This window comes from Paraburkholderia podalyriae, from assembly GCF_014397785.1.
Lineage (GTDB): Bacteria > Pseudomonadota > Gammaproteobacteria > Burkholderiales > Burkholderiaceae > Paraburkholderia > Paraburkholderia podalyriae.
The window spans coordinates 18,866-33,627 of sequence record NZ_VZQQ01000062.1; the positions used below are offsets into that span (position 1 = coordinate 18,866).

Sequence of the window (14,762 nt, forward strand, 5' to 3'; positions counted from 1 at the left end):
ATTTGGCACTTCACCTGATCTTGACGACAACTTTGCCCTTCGCGCGTCCGAGGGCCAGGTATTCAAGCGCTTCCTTTGCCTGCTCGAAGGAAAATACCTTGTCAATCACAGGACGGATGCGGTCTGACTTGAGCAGCTCGCCAATTTCGGACAGTTGGCTACCATCGGGGCGCACGAACAGGAATGAGTAAGTGACGTTCCGCTTTCTCGCGAGCCGTATGATCTTGCGGCTCATTAGCCCGAATACAAATCTCAGAATAAAGTTCAGCCGGCGAGCGCGGGCGAACGCTGCATCCAGCGGACCGATGAGAGAGACAATCTTGCCCCCCGGCTTGAGGATGCCGATGGATTTTTCAATCGCGTCACCCCTGATCGTGCCGAGCACCACGTCGTAGCCGCGCAGCACTTTCTCGAATTCCTGCTTCTTGTAGTCGATCACCTCGTCTGCGCCCAGGCTGCTCACGAGTTGAACATTTCCGGTGCTGGTATTCGTTGCCACCTTGGCGCCAAAGTGTTTTGCCAGCTGGATCGCGAATGTGCCAATACCGCCGGACCCCGCAGGGATGAACACCTTCTGACCCGCCTGGAGATTGGCGCGCTCCTTCAGGGCTTGCCACGAAGTGAGCCCGACCATTGGAATCGAGGCCACCTGCACAAAGCCCAGATTAACCGGCTTCAGCGCTGCGGCGCTCTCCGGCACCACTGCAAATTCGGCGATCGATCCTGTGCCAAGATCGAACAGGCTGGCAAAAATGGCATCGCCTTTCTTGAAGCGTGTCACGCGGCTGCCAACCTCGGTCACAATGCCGGCAAGATCGCTACCGAGCGTGGCCGGTAGCTGGAACTTCAAGACGGGCTTGAATATTCCCGTCGGAATCATGTTGTCGATCGGGTTCAATCCCGCAGCGTGGACCTCCACCAGCAGTTCGTCTGGTTTTAGCGTGGGGCGGGCGACCTCGGCGAACCCGATCTCGGGCGACTTGCCATAGCGTTTGAATGTAAGTGCTTTCATGTTGATGCGATTCCGGTTTGTCGTTGTATCGCGAGGGGGGCTGAGAACCTCATCGTCGGCGAACATGGGACCTGGCACCTCCTCATAAACCAGCATTTCGGGTCCGCCTGTCTTATGAAATGGTACTGCTTTCATCTCTGCTGGCCCCAGGCCTTGATCGCCTTGAGCTGGCGAAGCAAGGCGCGGGGTGTCGGCCCCTTGTCGCGATCCGCCTTGCGTTCGTTAAGCCTTTCCAGGAATGCACTTGCTGCCAGCCGGCCTTTGGCCGTGGAGGTGAAGAACAGATAGGTCTTGGGATCGCGCAGCGTCAGCAGGCCCTTAAGCATCAGTGGCAAGGACATGGCACCGACGCGATCGATGCCCTGACCGCCCGCGGGCCCCGCGCCTGTGAGAATGAGCCTCCGTACGAGGTCTGGCGCCTTTAGCGCCGCGTCTTGGGCCACGAACCCGCCGAGCGAAAAGCTGAGCAGATCGACCTGATCGAAACCCATCGCGCGGATGAGCGCGACGGTGTCGCGCGCCATCTCGTCCACGGCCGTGATGCCGCCGGACAAACCGATTCCCCGGTAGTCGATCGCAATAACGCGATGCTTGCGGGCCAGGCCATCGACGATGCGCGGGTCGAAGTTGTCCAGCACGGCGCCCCAGTGGTTGAGCAGGATCAGCGGGATGCCGCCGTGCTGGCCCAGTTCGCGGTAGGCGAAGATGGTTCCACCCGCGCCGACCTGGTTGTTCTGTGCGTGCGCATAGGAGGTTGCCGATTGGCTATCTGGGTTGAAACTGATCATCATTGATTCCTTGGGTTCGGCCTTTACGCGTTGACGTCCACGACGGTGCGGCCACGCACCTGGCCCTGGAGTATCGGACCTGCAAGGCCAGGCACTTCGGCCAGGCCGACCACCTGGGTAGCGCGTGCGAGCTTTCCGGGGTCCAGGTCCGTGGCCAGACGTGCCCACGCTTGCAGCCGCACGTCCCGCGGCGCGTTGACCGAGTCGATGCCGGCCAGGGTCACGTTGCGCAGGATGAAGGGCAACACCGAGCCGGGCAGGTCAGCGCCCTGCGCGAGCCCGAAGGCCGCCACCGCACCGCGGTAGGAGGTCTGCGCCAGCACGTTGGCCAGCGTATGGCTGCCCACCGAGTCGATCGCGCCGGCCCACCGTTCTTTTGCAATCGGTGCATCCGGCTCGGACAGCGTGCGACGGTCGATGACCTCGGCCGCACCCAGCTCTCGCAGGTAGTCCGTCTCCGTCAACCGCCCGGTCGAGGCGACCACCCGATAGCCCAGCGTGGATAGCAAGGCGATGGCGATGGACCCGGCCCCACCGCCGGCCCCGGTCACAAGCACATCGCCTTTGTCCGGCGCCAGTCCCGCATGCTCCAACGCGAGCACGGACAGCATCGCGGTGTACCCAGCCGTGCCGATGGCCATCGCGTCGTGCGTCGAAAACACGTCAGGCAGCTTGACCAGCCAGTCGCCCGGGACGCGTGCCTTCTGCGCGAAACCGCCGTGGTGGGTTTGACTCAGGCCCCAGCCGTTGGCGACAACGCGGTCGCCCACCGCGAACCCTGCGTGCGACGTAGCCTCTACGACGCCCGAAAAGTCGATGCCCGGAATCAGCGGGAACTGGCGGATCACTGGCGCGCGGCCGCTGACCGCCATCGCGTCCTTGTAGTTCACCGTCGAATAGTCGATCGCGACGGTGACGTCGCCCGGCATCAGATCGGCTTCGTCGAAATCAACCAGGGCGGTGGCAATCGCATCGCCGGTTCTGGTGGCCAGCAGCGCCTTGAATGTCATGATCACTTCTCCTTTGGGGGCACGGGTTTCATATGTCGAGCATCATGCTCAGGGATAAAAAAAGGCCGATGGAGACTCAATCCGCCGCTGGGATGAGGTGCTCCAGCGCCGCCTCCAGCAACGATCTGGACAGCGGTTCTTCGTCGACCGCACGTGCCAGCACGACCGCCCCAATCATCGTGGCGGTGGTCGCCAGGGCGCGCTCGTGCGCAGCTCAGAACGCAGTGCGGTTGTAAGGCGAAACGACTTTCGGGGGCTGCAGGAATGCCGTCAGGCCCTGAAACCACATCACTTCGCGAAAGTCGCCGCTAATGATCAGATCCTTGTTGCCCAGGCCCCTGAGGAAGGCCGCCTGGCTTTCCCTGGCCGACAGGATCGCGAAGCCTTTGACGGCATCTCTGAAAGTGAGCGTGAACTGGGGGTTCGCCGTCAGTCCCCCAATGGATCGGATGGCGCCATCGCGAATGACGTAGTAGCGACCGACGCCGGACACCGTGCGGATCTGAAACACCAGGGTCTTGCCCGCGACGTACTTCGCGCAGTCGGGGTTGTTCCTGATCTGTCGTTTCAGGAGCTGGGTGAACATCCACAGCAGGAACTTGAACTTGAGCATGGCGAGGGCCTTTGGATACTGGATCGTGACTCCGGGGCGATAAGTGGCGTGGTCTTCACTCGCTCAGAAACCGCTCCACGTGATAAAGAAAACGCTGCGGGTGCTGGAACTGCGCAGCGTGGCCCGAGTCCGCGTAGATGAACAACTGGGCGTTCGGCAGGTTGCGAGCCATGTAGAACGAGTTGACCGTCGGAATCATCACGTCGTTGACGCCGTTGAGGATGAACGTGGGCTGCTGGATGCCACGCAGGTAGGCGAATGGATCGTCTTCCGAGAGCCTTGGCAGATACAGCATGTTGGCCTCGATCTGTGCTTTCGCGACCTCTGGGGAAGACGGGGGGTCCTGTTCGACGCGTTGATGGCGACGTTCCCAGAATTCCCTCGCGGCCTGCCCGGCATGCGCCGACCGGCCGAAGAACAGGTAGAGAAAGTCTTCGAAGACGGGGACGGGATTGACCGCTGTGCCCAGCACGCGCGGCTCCATGTCGGGGTCGCCACCACGTGGACCGGTGCCCAGCAGCATCAGTTTGCGCACCAACTCGGGATGACGCCAGGTCAGATCCAGCGCCTGAAAACCGCCCAGCGAGAAGCCCAGGACATCGATCTTCGGCAAGCCCAGCGTGCGAACGAAGGCGGCCGCGTCATCGGCCATGTCCTCAATGCGGGTGCGCGGCTGGCCGCCGGACGAAGCAATGCCGCGACCGTTGTAGAGAATGACTTCGCGGCCTTCGGCAAGGCCGTCCGTCATCAACGGGTCCCAATGGTCCATGCCGCCGCGAAAGTGCTGCAGAAGCAGTAAAGGCGGCTGCGAGGAATCGGTGTTACCCCAGCGGCGGTAGGCGAATAGCGTACCGTCGACATCCGCGAAGCGCGTGGGCGTGGTGATATGGGTGTCAGTCATCGGGTTACCTGTTGAGGGCTGAGCCGGCGTGTGTCGGTCGATAAGGCATGGCCTGGCTTTCGAGTAAGAGAGAAGCCGCAGTGGTCAGGCTTCCGGCCGATAGCGATCGGCCACGTGCGCTTGTCGAATATCCGACAGGAGCCCTTGACGCGCGCCATCCAGCGCGTCCCAGCGCGCGGCCACGTGCAGCGGCGGGATGGTGACCAGCTCGCGGCGATCGAAGCCGACCAGTGCCGCATCAACCAGTTCGCCGACCTCCATCACCTCGGCAAGCGTATTGACGTCGACGCCGGCGCGCTCCCAGATCTCCGTGCGGGTCGCCGCCGGCAGCACCGCCTGCACGTAGACGCCGCTGGGCGACAACTCGAGGTTCAATCCCTGCGACAGGAACAGCACGAAGGCCTTGGTGGCGCCGTAGATCGACATGCCGAGCTCGGGCGCGAAACCCACCACCGAGCCGAGGTTGACGATCGCGCCAGTCCCCGACTGCACGAAGCGCGGAGCGACCGCGGCTGCGAGCCGCGTCAGTGCCGTGGTGTTGAGCGTAATCAGGCGTTCGATGCCCTCAGCGGTCTGCTGCACGAAGCCACCCGACTGACCCATGCCGGCGTTGTTGATCAGGATGCCTATGCGAGCGTCGTCGCGCAGGCGAGTCTCGACCGCGGCCAGATCCCCAGGCTGGGTCAGGTCGGCCTGCAGCACTTCGACGGCCACATTGCGTTCTTCACGCAGGCGCGCGGCCAGCGTATCGAGGCGCGCCTTGTCGCGTGCAACCAGCACGAGGTCGTGGCCGCGGCCGGCGAAGCGCTCGGCGTAAGTGGCGCCGATGCCGGAGGAGGCGCCGGTGATGAGAACAGTCGGAAGCGAGGTCACGGGTTATTTCCTTTACAAGAGTGGTTCGGACGCGAACGCAAGCAGCGCGCGCCTCAGGCGGCAATGGTCGGGTAGTCGGTGTAGCCCGCAGCGCCGCCACCATAGAGCGTGGCAAAGTCGGGCTGCGCCAGCGGTGCGCCGGTCTTCAGGCGTTCGACCAGATCGGGGTTGCTGATGAATGCACGGCCGAAGGCGAACAGGTCTGCCTGACCCTCGTTGAGCCTGGCGGTAGCGAGTTCCAGGTCGTAGCCGTTGTTGGCCAGGTAGGTTTGCCTGAACCGGCGGCGCAACGCGTCGTAGTCGAACGGTGCGACATCGCGCGGGCCGCCGGTCGCACCCTCGACCACGTGCAGGTAGACGATGCCCAGCGCGCTGAGCTGCCCGGCGATGTAGTCGTACTGCGGCTGGGGATCGCTGCTCGAGATGCCGTTTGCCGGCGACACGGGCGAGATGCGTACACCGGTGCAATCGGCGCCGATTTCTTCCACCACTGCAGCGACGACTTCCAGCAACAGGCGCGCACGGTTCTCGATCGAGCCGCCGTAGGCGTCAGTGCGCTGATTGGCCCCGTCCTTGATGAACTGCTCCAGCAGATAGCCGTTGGCGCCGTGGATCTCCACGCCGTCGAAATCGGCGGCCATGGCATTGGCCGCGGCTCGACGAAAGTCGCCAACGATGCCCGGCAATTCGTCGAGTTCGAGGGCGCGTGGCTGCGACACGTCGGCAAAGCCATTGTTGACGAAGGTTTTCGTCTCCGCGCGGATGGCCGAAGGCGCGACCGGCGCAGTGCCGCCAGGCTGGACATCGACGTGCGAAACACGGCCGACGTGCCAGAGTTGCGCGAAGATGCGTCCCCCCTTGACATGCACGGCCTCGGTGACCTTGCGCCAGCCGGCGATTTGCTCGGGTGTGTACAGGCCCGGGGTGTCCTGATAGCCCTGGGCCTGGGCTGACACCTGAGTGGCCTCCGTGATGATGAGGCCAGCCGAGGCGCGCTGGGCGTAGTAGGTCGCGGCCAGGTCGCTGGGCACCAGCCCCGCGCCTGCGCGATTGCGGGTCAGTGGTGCCATGACAAAGCGATTGGCGAGTGTCAGGCGGCCAAGGGCGTAGGGCTCGAAAAGCGTCTTGTCGGTCATGTTGCGTCAGCTTCTGGGGTTGGGAATGAGATCAATGATGACGATCATAATCTAACTTGTCAAGGTTTTGATGACGATCGACATCAATGTATAATGGTGCCTTCGCAGACATGAACCCACTGTGGTCAAGAAATGAAGATCACCAAGGCACAGGCACAGGCCAACCGGGAGCACGTGGTCGAGACGGCGTCCCAGCTGTTTCGGGAGCGTGGCTACGATGGGGTTGGCGTTGCCGATCTGATGGCCGCCGCCGGCTTCACCCACGGCGGCTTTTACAAGCAGTTCCGCTCCAAGGCCGATCTGATGGCGGAATCGGCGGCGTGCGGCATCGCGCAGACGGTGGCGCTGAGCGCGGGTGTCAACGTGCCGGAGTTTGTGCGGTACTACCTTTCTCGCGAGCACCGCGACACCCGCGCGACCGGTTGCACGATGGCCGCACTGGGCGGGGATGCCGCGCGTCAGCCGGAACCGGTTCGGGCCACGTTTGCGGCCGGCATTGAGAGCCTGCTGGCTGCGCTGAGCCCCGAGGGCACTGAGTTTGACGGCGCCGATACGGCCCAGGCGCGAGCCAGGTCCCTCGACATACTGGCACACGCGGTCGGTGCCATTGTCATGTCGCGCGCCTGTCCGGACGACTCGCCGCTGGCCGACGAAATCCTTGCCGCTTGCCGCGAGAAGATTCTCGCGTCACTGAGCCCGTCCGCGACAGCGAGCACGCCTCTGCCAGAGCACACCACTGGCTGACCTATGGGTTATACAGAAAGGAACTGTCAATGAGTGTCGATCAGGTCATGGAGCGTTGGAAAGCGGACGAGGCAGCGGTGCGCGCCCGCTTGAGAAAAGCTGATGCGGCACCTCGGGAACAGCTCGCCGAACGATCAGGCATGGAAGTCTTCCAGGCGATCTTCGCTGGCGAACTTCCACCGGCGCCAATAGGCGAGACGCTCGACTTCGTACCAATCCACATGGCATCAGGCGAGGCAGTGTTCCAGGGGCGGCCGCAACGCCGGCACTACAACCCCTTGGGCACTGTGCACGGCGGCTGGTTCGCGGCCCTGCTCGACTCGGCCGTCGGCTGCGCGATTCACGCCACCTTGCCGGCAGGTAAGGGCTTTACCACACTGGAACTCAAAGTGAACATGGTGCGGCCGCTCAACGACGGCGTGCCACTGGTGCGTGCTGAGGGCAAGGTGATCCATGCGGGGCGCCAGATAGCCACGGCCGAGGGCCGCATCGTTGGCCCCGATGGCAAGCTGTACGCCCATGCGACCACGACCTGCTTGATCTTCGACCATCCCTGATTCACTGCAAGCTGTACTCATGAGCAAGCCTGACATCGCCTTTTGTGCGCCGGTGCGCAAGGCGACGTGGAATGCGAAAAGCGTTGCCCATTCGAAAACGAGCAGCGCCTGGTTTCAATCTTCGTTCTCGATCATGCGTTCCCAGGCTCGACCGAGCCGAATGGCCGTGTTCTGCCGCCGCTCCACCGATTTGGCGGCGCTCAAACACGAACCGCCCAGTCGCGCGATCTAGGCGCTGATGATCAACGTCGCCCGATCAAGGCGTTTTTCACGGGCGAGGAGAACTGTGCGGGCGGAAATTCTGGGTGTCACGCGTCGATCATCGCAGCCCCGCAATCTACCTTTGACATTATAAGGATAATGTCAAAATTACAGGAAGAGGGCGTTAGAAACAGGACGGGATGCAAACCAAATCCGTAAAATCCCCATGAGTGACGTCCTGTCCTCCGACGCGGCGCTGGCCGCCGAGATCGAGCACCTCAAGGCCCGCTTCCCGAAGACCCGCGAACTGTACCGGTTCACCATCGCCACCGACATTGCCGTATATTTCTGCGATCCCAAACACCCCTGGCAACACGGCTCGAATGAAAATACCAACGGCCTGTTAAGACAGTACTTTCCGAAAGGCATCGACCTGTCGGTCTACTCACAGACTAAACTCAACGCCGTGGCACGAAGGCTGAACGAGCGACCACGAAAGACACTGGATTACGAAACACCGGCTGAACGATTCCATAGAACTATTGCATCGACCGGTTGAATCCGCCCTTGCAAGCGGCCTTGGGTGCGGACGTCGTCGGAGGCCCGCAGAGGGCCGTCTACGGTAGTCCGTCATCGGACCCGCTTCGGGTTCTAACCAGACATATGAGTGCTCCACGCGCCTTTCATCGGAAAAAGCAGGCCTGGAAAAACACGCCACGGGTTGGTTGCGCTCGCCGCCGCCTTCATCTGGATATCTTGATTGCCGGCATGAACCAGGGTTTGCGCCGCGGCCAATGCGGCATGCGAGTTCGTGCGCCAGCCTCGCCGTACGCACCGAGCGGGATAGGCAGACAAAGCGCTAGCGCAGTTGCCATGAGAGATCGACGGATGAACATCATGTCTATGTTTACCTATTGAAGTATTTTCCGCTGCCTCGCACTGCACAGAGACGCGCATTCTAGTTTTCGCCAGTGACACGCGCGTTACGCAAACATCACGATCTTCATATTTTCAGCGGAGTCGCACCCCGCAGCCTGAGTTCGACGGGCGTATGACGCGCCCGCTTCAGATGCATATTTAAACCTTCCTGTCCCAAGCGCGTGCGCGGTGAAAACACAGCGCACGCCCGATCCTTCTCAGCGACGATTCACATCCATTGGCGAAAGGACGTGTCGTCATATGACGACAACGAGTGCCACATGTTAATACATTTTGTGTTTAGCTCCCATCTCATTGTCACAAAAAAACGTCGTAATCAGCCACACTTTACTTGCGTTACCTAGCGCTCTCTGATGGACTCGATATGTCGTCATTTGACGAGATATTTTTCTTTGGGCTCGACGATGACACTCTGTCGTCACACTAGTTCCGTAAAACGTCTCCCCGCGTAGACGGTGAGCGCATCGGACGCGAGACGCACGATATCGATCCCGGCAACGTCGATGCGAACTGGCGAAAGTCACGCGGACTATCGGGGCGATCAGCAATCCTCAAGGATAGTCCGGGTGATCCAGTTTTCGCGAGGGTGCCGGAATATTTACTGACCTGAAACCTGGAACAGGTGCGACTGATCAGGAAGTTTGCAAAGATAGTGGAGAATCAACATGCCGCACAGGCATATAGCTGGGTTGTTGGTGGGGGTGATGAGCGGCGCGACGATGAACCTCGCGTATGCCGCAGATACGGCGACTTTGCAGGGTCACGTTTTGTCGAGCGCGGACAAGCGTCCGCTGGCCGGCGCTCAAGTTCGGATTCGCGAGACGGGGACGAGTACCACCACCTCGCCTGACGGAACCTTTCGTTTTACCAGGCTTACGGCGGGCCAATACACATTGGTCATTACCCCTGCACGCTCACCCGCCGTCGAACGGACCGTGGTGGTGCGTGAGAGCGGCACCACGAGCGACGACGTCCTCGTCGACGCAGTCGTTCCGTCGCTCGACCACGTGACCGTCACGTCGCAGCGCACCGCGAACGTCGTCGCACGTGCGACTCAGCAGAACGCCCCGAACATGGTGACCATCCGGACCGCCGAAGACATCCGCAAGACGCCCGACGTAAGTGCCGCTGAAGCCACGGCGCGTATGCCGGGCGTGTCGCTCGAAACGGACTCCGGCGAAGGCCGCTACGTCAACATCCGAGGCCTCGATACCAACCTGAACAGCACCACGTTCGACGGCATCCACCTGCCGCCCACCAACCCCGCTTCGGCCCAGAACGGGGGGCGCGCGGTCGCGCTCGACACGATTCCGGCCGGTATGATCGGGCAGATCGTCGTAACCAACACCAACAAGCCAGAACAAGATGCGGATGCGCTTGGCGGCACGATCGACATCGCCCCTCGCAAGATGCCTCTTTCCGGCAAGCCGTTCCTTGACGCCAAGCTCGGTACAGGTGTCGAGACGCTGCGCGGGACCACAATTCAGGATTACGAGTTGACCGTGGGTGCGCGCTTCGGCGCGCACGGCGTTGCCGGCCTTGGTTCGGGCCTCACGTCGTATTCCGACGCGCCGTTTACCTTCATCGGTACCGTGGCCTCCAACCAGGATCACCGCGGCGTCGACGACGTCGAACCGGCCTATCTCGATCAGCCTGGCCTACCGAACAAGGCATATGGGCAAATCGACGAGCGTCACTACGACTATCATCGCAACCGCCTCGGCTACGGCGGCGAACTGGACTTTCAGCCGAACGCCGACAACAAGTGGTATTTCCAGTACTACAACTTCGGCTATACCGAGAGCGTGAACCGGCAAGATATCGCGACCAACTTCGCGGGCAATCCGGTCCAGAATCCGGACGGCACGATTACGGATTCATTGGCCAGCGGGAACGGATATGCGAAGGGACTGCGCGACGAGCAGGAGACACTGCGAACGCAACTCTATGCGCTGGGCGGTGAGAACAGGATCGGCCCCGGCAAGCTCGATTATCGCGCCGGCTTCACCAGCGGTACCTACGACAAACCGTACGACTACAACACCGCGTTCTGGAACGGCTCCCCGGGCTCGGTAACGTATTACCCCGGCTATGACTTCCCGACGCAAACGATCCTGTCCGGTCCGAACCCGGCGGATCCCTCTGGCTATACGCTGCACAGCATTGGCAACTCGACGCAGTACACCAAGACCAATGAGTGGTCGGCCAACGTCAACTACACGCTGCCGACTCACTTCACGAGCGCCGAAGACGAGCAGATCAAGTTCGGTGCAGGCCTGCGTCGAATGTCCTTCTCCAGCCAGACGAACTACTACTCATACTCGCCGGATGTGGGAATCCCGCTGTCGCAGGCGGTGTTCGGCGGCCCGAACATTTTCTACAACGGCATGTACAACGTCGGGCCGTCCATCAGCGATGGATACATGAGAGGCATCTATGGTGCTGCCGCCGCCGCCGGCAACGTCATGAGTCTCTCGGGGCAGGACGCCGCCTCGTTCTCGGCTATCAACGAGAACATCTACAGCGCGTATGGCCAGTATCAGTTCGGGTGGGGCCGCCTGGGCGTGCTGGCGGGTCTGCGCGGTGAATGGACGCAGGCTACCTTTGACGGCAATCTGATCGACGCGGCTACTGGTGCTGTCATGCCGAACCAGACGGCAAACAGCTACTTCAACCTGTTTCCGTCCCTGCAGCTGCGCTACGACTTTACGCCGACGTTGGTGGGTCGCGCGATCTATTCGAGCACGATCGCGCGTCCGGGCTTTGCCCAGAGCAGCGCTTCAGTCTCCGCCGATCCGGGGACGGGAGCCGTGACCACCGGAAACCCGAATCTGAAGCCGACCACCTCGCAAAACTTCGATCTTCAGATCGAGAAGTATTTGCCGCACGGCGGCATTGTTTCGCTCGGCGTGTTCGACAAGTCGATGAGCGACTACGTCGTGGGCCGGGTATCGACCGTCAACGGCTCCCCGTATCTCCCGGGGTATACCGGCCCCGTCACGCTGCAAAGCTTCGCCAATGTCTCGTCGGCACGTGTGCGCGGCCTCACCGCCAACTACGAGCAGCACTTTACGCAGTTGCCGGGACTCCTGGGCGGCTTGGGCGCAGGCGCGAACTGGACCTGGACTAATTCGCACCTGGACATTCGCCCGGGCGACGATCACACGCTGCCGTCCGCTCCGCGCAACACGTATAACGCCAGCGTGTTCTACGAGCGTGGTCCACTGGACATGCGTCTGTCGGCCTCCTATGTCGGCGCGAGCCTGTGGGCGGTTGGCGGCTCGGCTGCGACAGATGTCTACACCGCTGCGCGCTTCTCACTCGATTTCGGCGGCAGCTATCAGGTACGCAAGGACGTCAGCGTGTATCTCGACGTGCGCAACATCCTGAATACGCCATTGAAGTTCTACGAGGGCTCGCCGGACCGTCCGATCCAGCGCGAGTTCTACGGCCCGACCGTGATGGTCGGCGTGACGATCCACGAATAACTTTCTTAGAACGGTTGAAAATGATGAAACTTAAAACGCTAGTGCAAGCAGCAATGGCAGTAGGTCTTTCGTCGACGCTGTTGTGCGGCGCGCTGCACGCTGCACCGATCGCCGGCCACACGCAGTTCGAACTCATGAAACGCTACGCGCTGAGCGGCAACGATCGCTGGGACTACGTCGCATACGACGCGGTGCGCCATCACCTGTTCATCAGCCGCGACAACCATGTGCAGGTCATGGATACCGTGACGGGCAAGCAGGTTGGCGAGATCAGGAACACCGACGGAGTGCATGGTTTCGCATTCGTTCAGAAGCTCAGGCTCGGCTTCATTACCAACGGCCGTGCCGACACAATCACGGTGGTTGATCTCGACACGCTGAAGACGGTCGATACCATCAAGGCGGGCGGCCCGGATCCGGACGGCATCCTGTATGTGCCGGGTCTCAGCCGCCTCTATACCAGCAACGGCCACGACAAGAGTGTGAGCGCGATCGATCCCGTCACGCGCAAAATCGTCGCAACGATGCCCGTCGGCGGCAAGCCCGAAACTGCGGCGGCCGATAACCAGGGGCGCATCTTCGTCAATGTCGAAGACAAGGGCGAGATCGTGGAGATGGACGGCAAGACGAACCAGGTGCTCGCCCACTGGACGCTCGCGAATTGCGAAGAGCCGTCGGGCCTCGCCATCGACACGAAGACCGAGCGTCTTTTCACCGTCTGTTCCAACAAGCACATGATGGTGATCGATGCCAACTCCGGCCGCGAGGTCGCCCAGCTGCCCATCGGCGGGCATCCGGACGCCACTGCGTTCGACCCTGTGCTGAAGACCGCATTCAGCTCGAACGGCGAGGATGGCACGCTGACCGTCGTGCATGAAGACGACGCGAATCACTTCACGGTGCTGCAGAACATGACGACGCAGCAAGGCGCGAAGTCGATGGCACTCGATTCCGACCATCATCGCGTCTACCTGGTGTCTGCGCAATTCACGCCGGCCGCGGCTGCGACAGCTGACAATCCGCATCCGCGTCCCGGCGTCGCGCCTGACACGTTCAACGTGCTGGTCGCACAGCCCAAGTCGCAGAGCGCCGGCAACTAACGTACAGACGCTGCCTCAACCGCACCACCCGCGGCATCGCTACGGTGATACCGCCGGAAGCTGAGTCATTCAAGACATTACTTAGAGAATAGCACCATGCTTCGCACTATTATCGACTCATCGGAACAGTCTTTTGGCTTATTGCCTCTGATGGCACTCGTCTTTCTGGCCACGCTCGCCGTCATCATTGAGCGCATGATTTTCTTTGGCACCTCCGTGCGCAGCGGCATCAGCCTGGAATACGACCTCAAGCAGGTAGGTCGGGCCAAGGCCGATGAGGTCAAGAAACTCATTCAACATTACCAGGGTTCGGTACAAAGCGAACTCATGAAGTCCGCAATTGAATCGCGGGGCCAACCGGCAGAACACTTCGAGCGCGAAGTGGAAGAAAGCATCATGTTCCAGATGAGAAGGCTCGACCGCAATTTGTGGGTGCTGGATACGGCCATAACACTTGGGCCGTTGCTCGGCCTGCTGGGTACCATCATCGGCATGATCGGTTCGTTCAACATTCTGGGCACGTCGGGAACCAGCGACCCGATGTCTGTGTCCGGCGGCATTGCCCACGCGCTGATCGCCACCGCCTGCGGCCTGACGATTGCCCTGGTCGGCGTGGTGGCGCTGAACTATCTGAACAAGCGGGTGCGGATGGTTCTTCTGCAGATGGACATGATCAAGTCCATGCTCATCTCGCGGCTTGCCGCGTGAAACGCGACCACCTCACATACCGGAGAACACCGTGAGAAACCATCGGGCTCACTACTTTGGCAATGACGAAAAACCACGGATCGAGATCATTCCGATGATCGACATCATGATGTTCCTGCTGGTCTTCTTCATGCTGGTCATGCTGAGAATGGTCCAGGGCACTGGCCTCAAACTCGAATTGCCGCAATCGTCTACCGCTGCACAACTCTCCACGGTCGCCGTGACCGTGGGTGTGGAAAAGGACGGCCAATTGCACCTGGACCGGAATGACATCTCTGGGCCGCAACTGACTGCGCGCCTGAAGGACATGGCGACCAAGAAGCAGGTCAATGTCACGATCGCAGGCGACAAGGGCGTCGAATATGAAACGATCATCAAAACCATGGATCTGGTACGCTCCGCGGGGATCAGTTCAGTCGCGCTCGCGACCGATGCGCAATAGCCTCTGGAGTCCAGCGGAATGAACATGAGTCTCTCCGGAAAACCCCGCGGCGCACTGTGGCCGATCGAGGCGTCACGGCCACGCGCCGGCAATGCAATGACTATCGCGATTGTCGCTGCTCTTGCGATCGAGGGCACGCTGATAGCGGCCGTGACGTCGACGCGGGTGCCGGCGCCGAAGCCGGCACCCGCGATGCCCGTGATGCAAATGCGGTTCGTAAAAGCCGTTACACCGCCTCCGCCCCCGCCGC

General features: G+C 61.4%; 13 protein-coding genes and 2 pseudogenes. 8 read left to right on the forward strand and 7 right to left on the reverse strand.

What is annotated here, in order from left to right; translation table 11 throughout:
* Nucleotides 1-10 precede the first annotated feature (10 nt).
* The 7 genes and pseudogenes from F6X42_RS35220 to F6X42_RS35250 all read right to left on the reverse strand — a co-directional run bounded on the left by F6X42_RS35220 (nucleotide 11) and on the right by F6X42_RS35250 (nucleotide 6,333).
* Nucleotides 11-1,012 carry an NADP-dependent oxidoreductase gene (locus F6X42_RS35220; RefSeq protein WP_187638571.1) on the reverse strand — a complete coding sequence of 334 codons (1,002 nt, stop codon included), beginning with the start codon at nucleotides 1,010-1,012 and terminating at the stop codon, nucleotides 11-13.
* 137 nt (nucleotides 1,013-1,149) lie between these two features.
* Nucleotides 1,150-1,800 (reverse strand): annotated as a pseudogene (locus tag F6X42_RS35225) (alpha/beta hydrolase); the annotation flags it as partial.
* A 23-nt stretch (nucleotides 1,801-1,823) separates the two neighbouring features.
* Nucleotides 1,824-2,810, reverse strand: a complete 987-nt coding sequence (gene acuI, locus F6X42_RS35230; protein WP_187638572.1) for an acrylyl-CoA reductase (NADPH) — start codon at nucleotides 2,808-2,810, stop codon at nucleotides 1,824-1,826.
* A 214-nt stretch (nucleotides 2,811-3,024) separates the two neighbouring features.
* On the reverse strand, nucleotides 3,025-3,423 hold the full coding sequence (locus F6X42_RS35235; protein ID WP_187638573.1) for a helicase: 399 nt from the start codon (nucleotides 3,421-3,423) through the stop codon (nucleotides 3,025-3,027).
* 55 nt (nucleotides 3,424-3,478) lie between these two features.
* On the reverse strand, nucleotides 3,479-4,324 hold the full coding sequence (locus F6X42_RS35240) for an alpha/beta fold hydrolase (RefSeq protein WP_187638574.1): 846 nt from the start codon (nucleotides 4,322-4,324) through the stop codon (nucleotides 3,479-3,481).
* A gap of 84 nt (nucleotides 4,325-4,408) precedes the next feature.
* Entirely contained in the window at nucleotides 4,409-5,197 is a 789-nt protein-coding gene (locus tag F6X42_RS35245; protein ID WP_187638575.1) for an SDR family NAD(P)-dependent oxidoreductase, read from the reverse strand.
* A gap of 53 nt (nucleotides 5,198-5,250) precedes the next feature.
* Nucleotides 5,251-6,333, reverse strand: coding sequence for an alkene reductase (locus F6X42_RS35250; protein ID WP_187638576.1), 1,083 nt, complete (start codon nucleotides 6,331-6,333; stop codon nucleotides 5,251-5,253).
* A 132-nt stretch (nucleotides 6,334-6,465) separates the two neighbouring features.
* Here F6X42_RS35250 and F6X42_RS35255 point away from each other — a divergent pair, with 132 nt between their 5' ends.
* The 8 genes and pseudogenes from F6X42_RS35255 to F6X42_RS35290 all read left to right on the forward strand — a co-directional run bounded on the left by F6X42_RS35255 (nucleotide 6,466) and on the right by F6X42_RS35290 (nucleotide 14,512).
* Nucleotides 6,466-7,077 carry a TetR/AcrR family transcriptional regulator gene (locus F6X42_RS35255; RefSeq protein WP_187638577.1) on the forward strand — a complete coding sequence of 204 codons (612 nt, stop codon included), beginning with the start codon at nucleotides 6,466-6,468 and terminating at the stop codon, nucleotides 7,075-7,077.
* 29 nt (nucleotides 7,078-7,106) lie between these two features.
* Nucleotides 7,107-7,634, forward strand: coding sequence for a PaaI family thioesterase (locus F6X42_RS35260; RefSeq protein WP_187638578.1), 528 nt, complete (start codon nucleotides 7,107-7,109; stop codon nucleotides 7,632-7,634).
* Between the two features lie 19 nt (nucleotides 7,635-7,653).
* Complete coding sequence (locus F6X42_RS35265) at nucleotides 7,654-7,866, forward strand: hypothetical protein (protein WP_187638579.1); 213 nt, start codon at nucleotides 7,654-7,656, stop codon at nucleotides 7,864-7,866.
* 282 nt (nucleotides 7,867-8,148) lie between these two features.
* Nucleotides 8,149-8,394: pseudogene (locus F6X42_RS35270) on the forward strand (IS30 family transposase); the annotation flags it as partial.
* Between the two features lie 1,045 nt (nucleotides 8,395-9,439).
* Nucleotides 9,440-12,262, forward strand: a complete 2,823-nt coding sequence (locus tag F6X42_RS35275; protein WP_187638580.1) for a TonB-dependent receptor — start codon at nucleotides 9,440-9,442, stop codon at nucleotides 12,260-12,262.
* A 53-nt stretch (nucleotides 12,263-12,315) separates the two neighbouring features.
* On the forward strand, nucleotides 12,316-13,362 hold the full coding sequence (locus tag F6X42_RS35280) for a YncE family protein (RefSeq protein ID WP_187638581.1): 1,047 nt from the start codon (nucleotides 12,316-12,318) through the stop codon (nucleotides 13,360-13,362).
* A 96-nt stretch (nucleotides 13,363-13,458) separates the two neighbouring features.
* Nucleotides 13,459-14,070 carry a MotA/TolQ/ExbB proton channel family protein gene (locus F6X42_RS35285; protein ID WP_187638582.1) on the forward strand — a complete coding sequence of 204 codons (612 nt, stop codon included), beginning with the start codon at nucleotides 13,459-13,461 and terminating at the stop codon, nucleotides 14,068-14,070.
* A gap of 31 nt (nucleotides 14,071-14,101) precedes the next feature.
* Nucleotides 14,102-14,512, forward strand: coding sequence for an ExbD/TolR family protein (locus F6X42_RS35290; protein WP_312892975.1), 411 nt, complete (start codon nucleotides 14,102-14,104; stop codon nucleotides 14,510-14,512).
* Nucleotides 14,513-14,762: the final 250 nt, after the last annotated feature.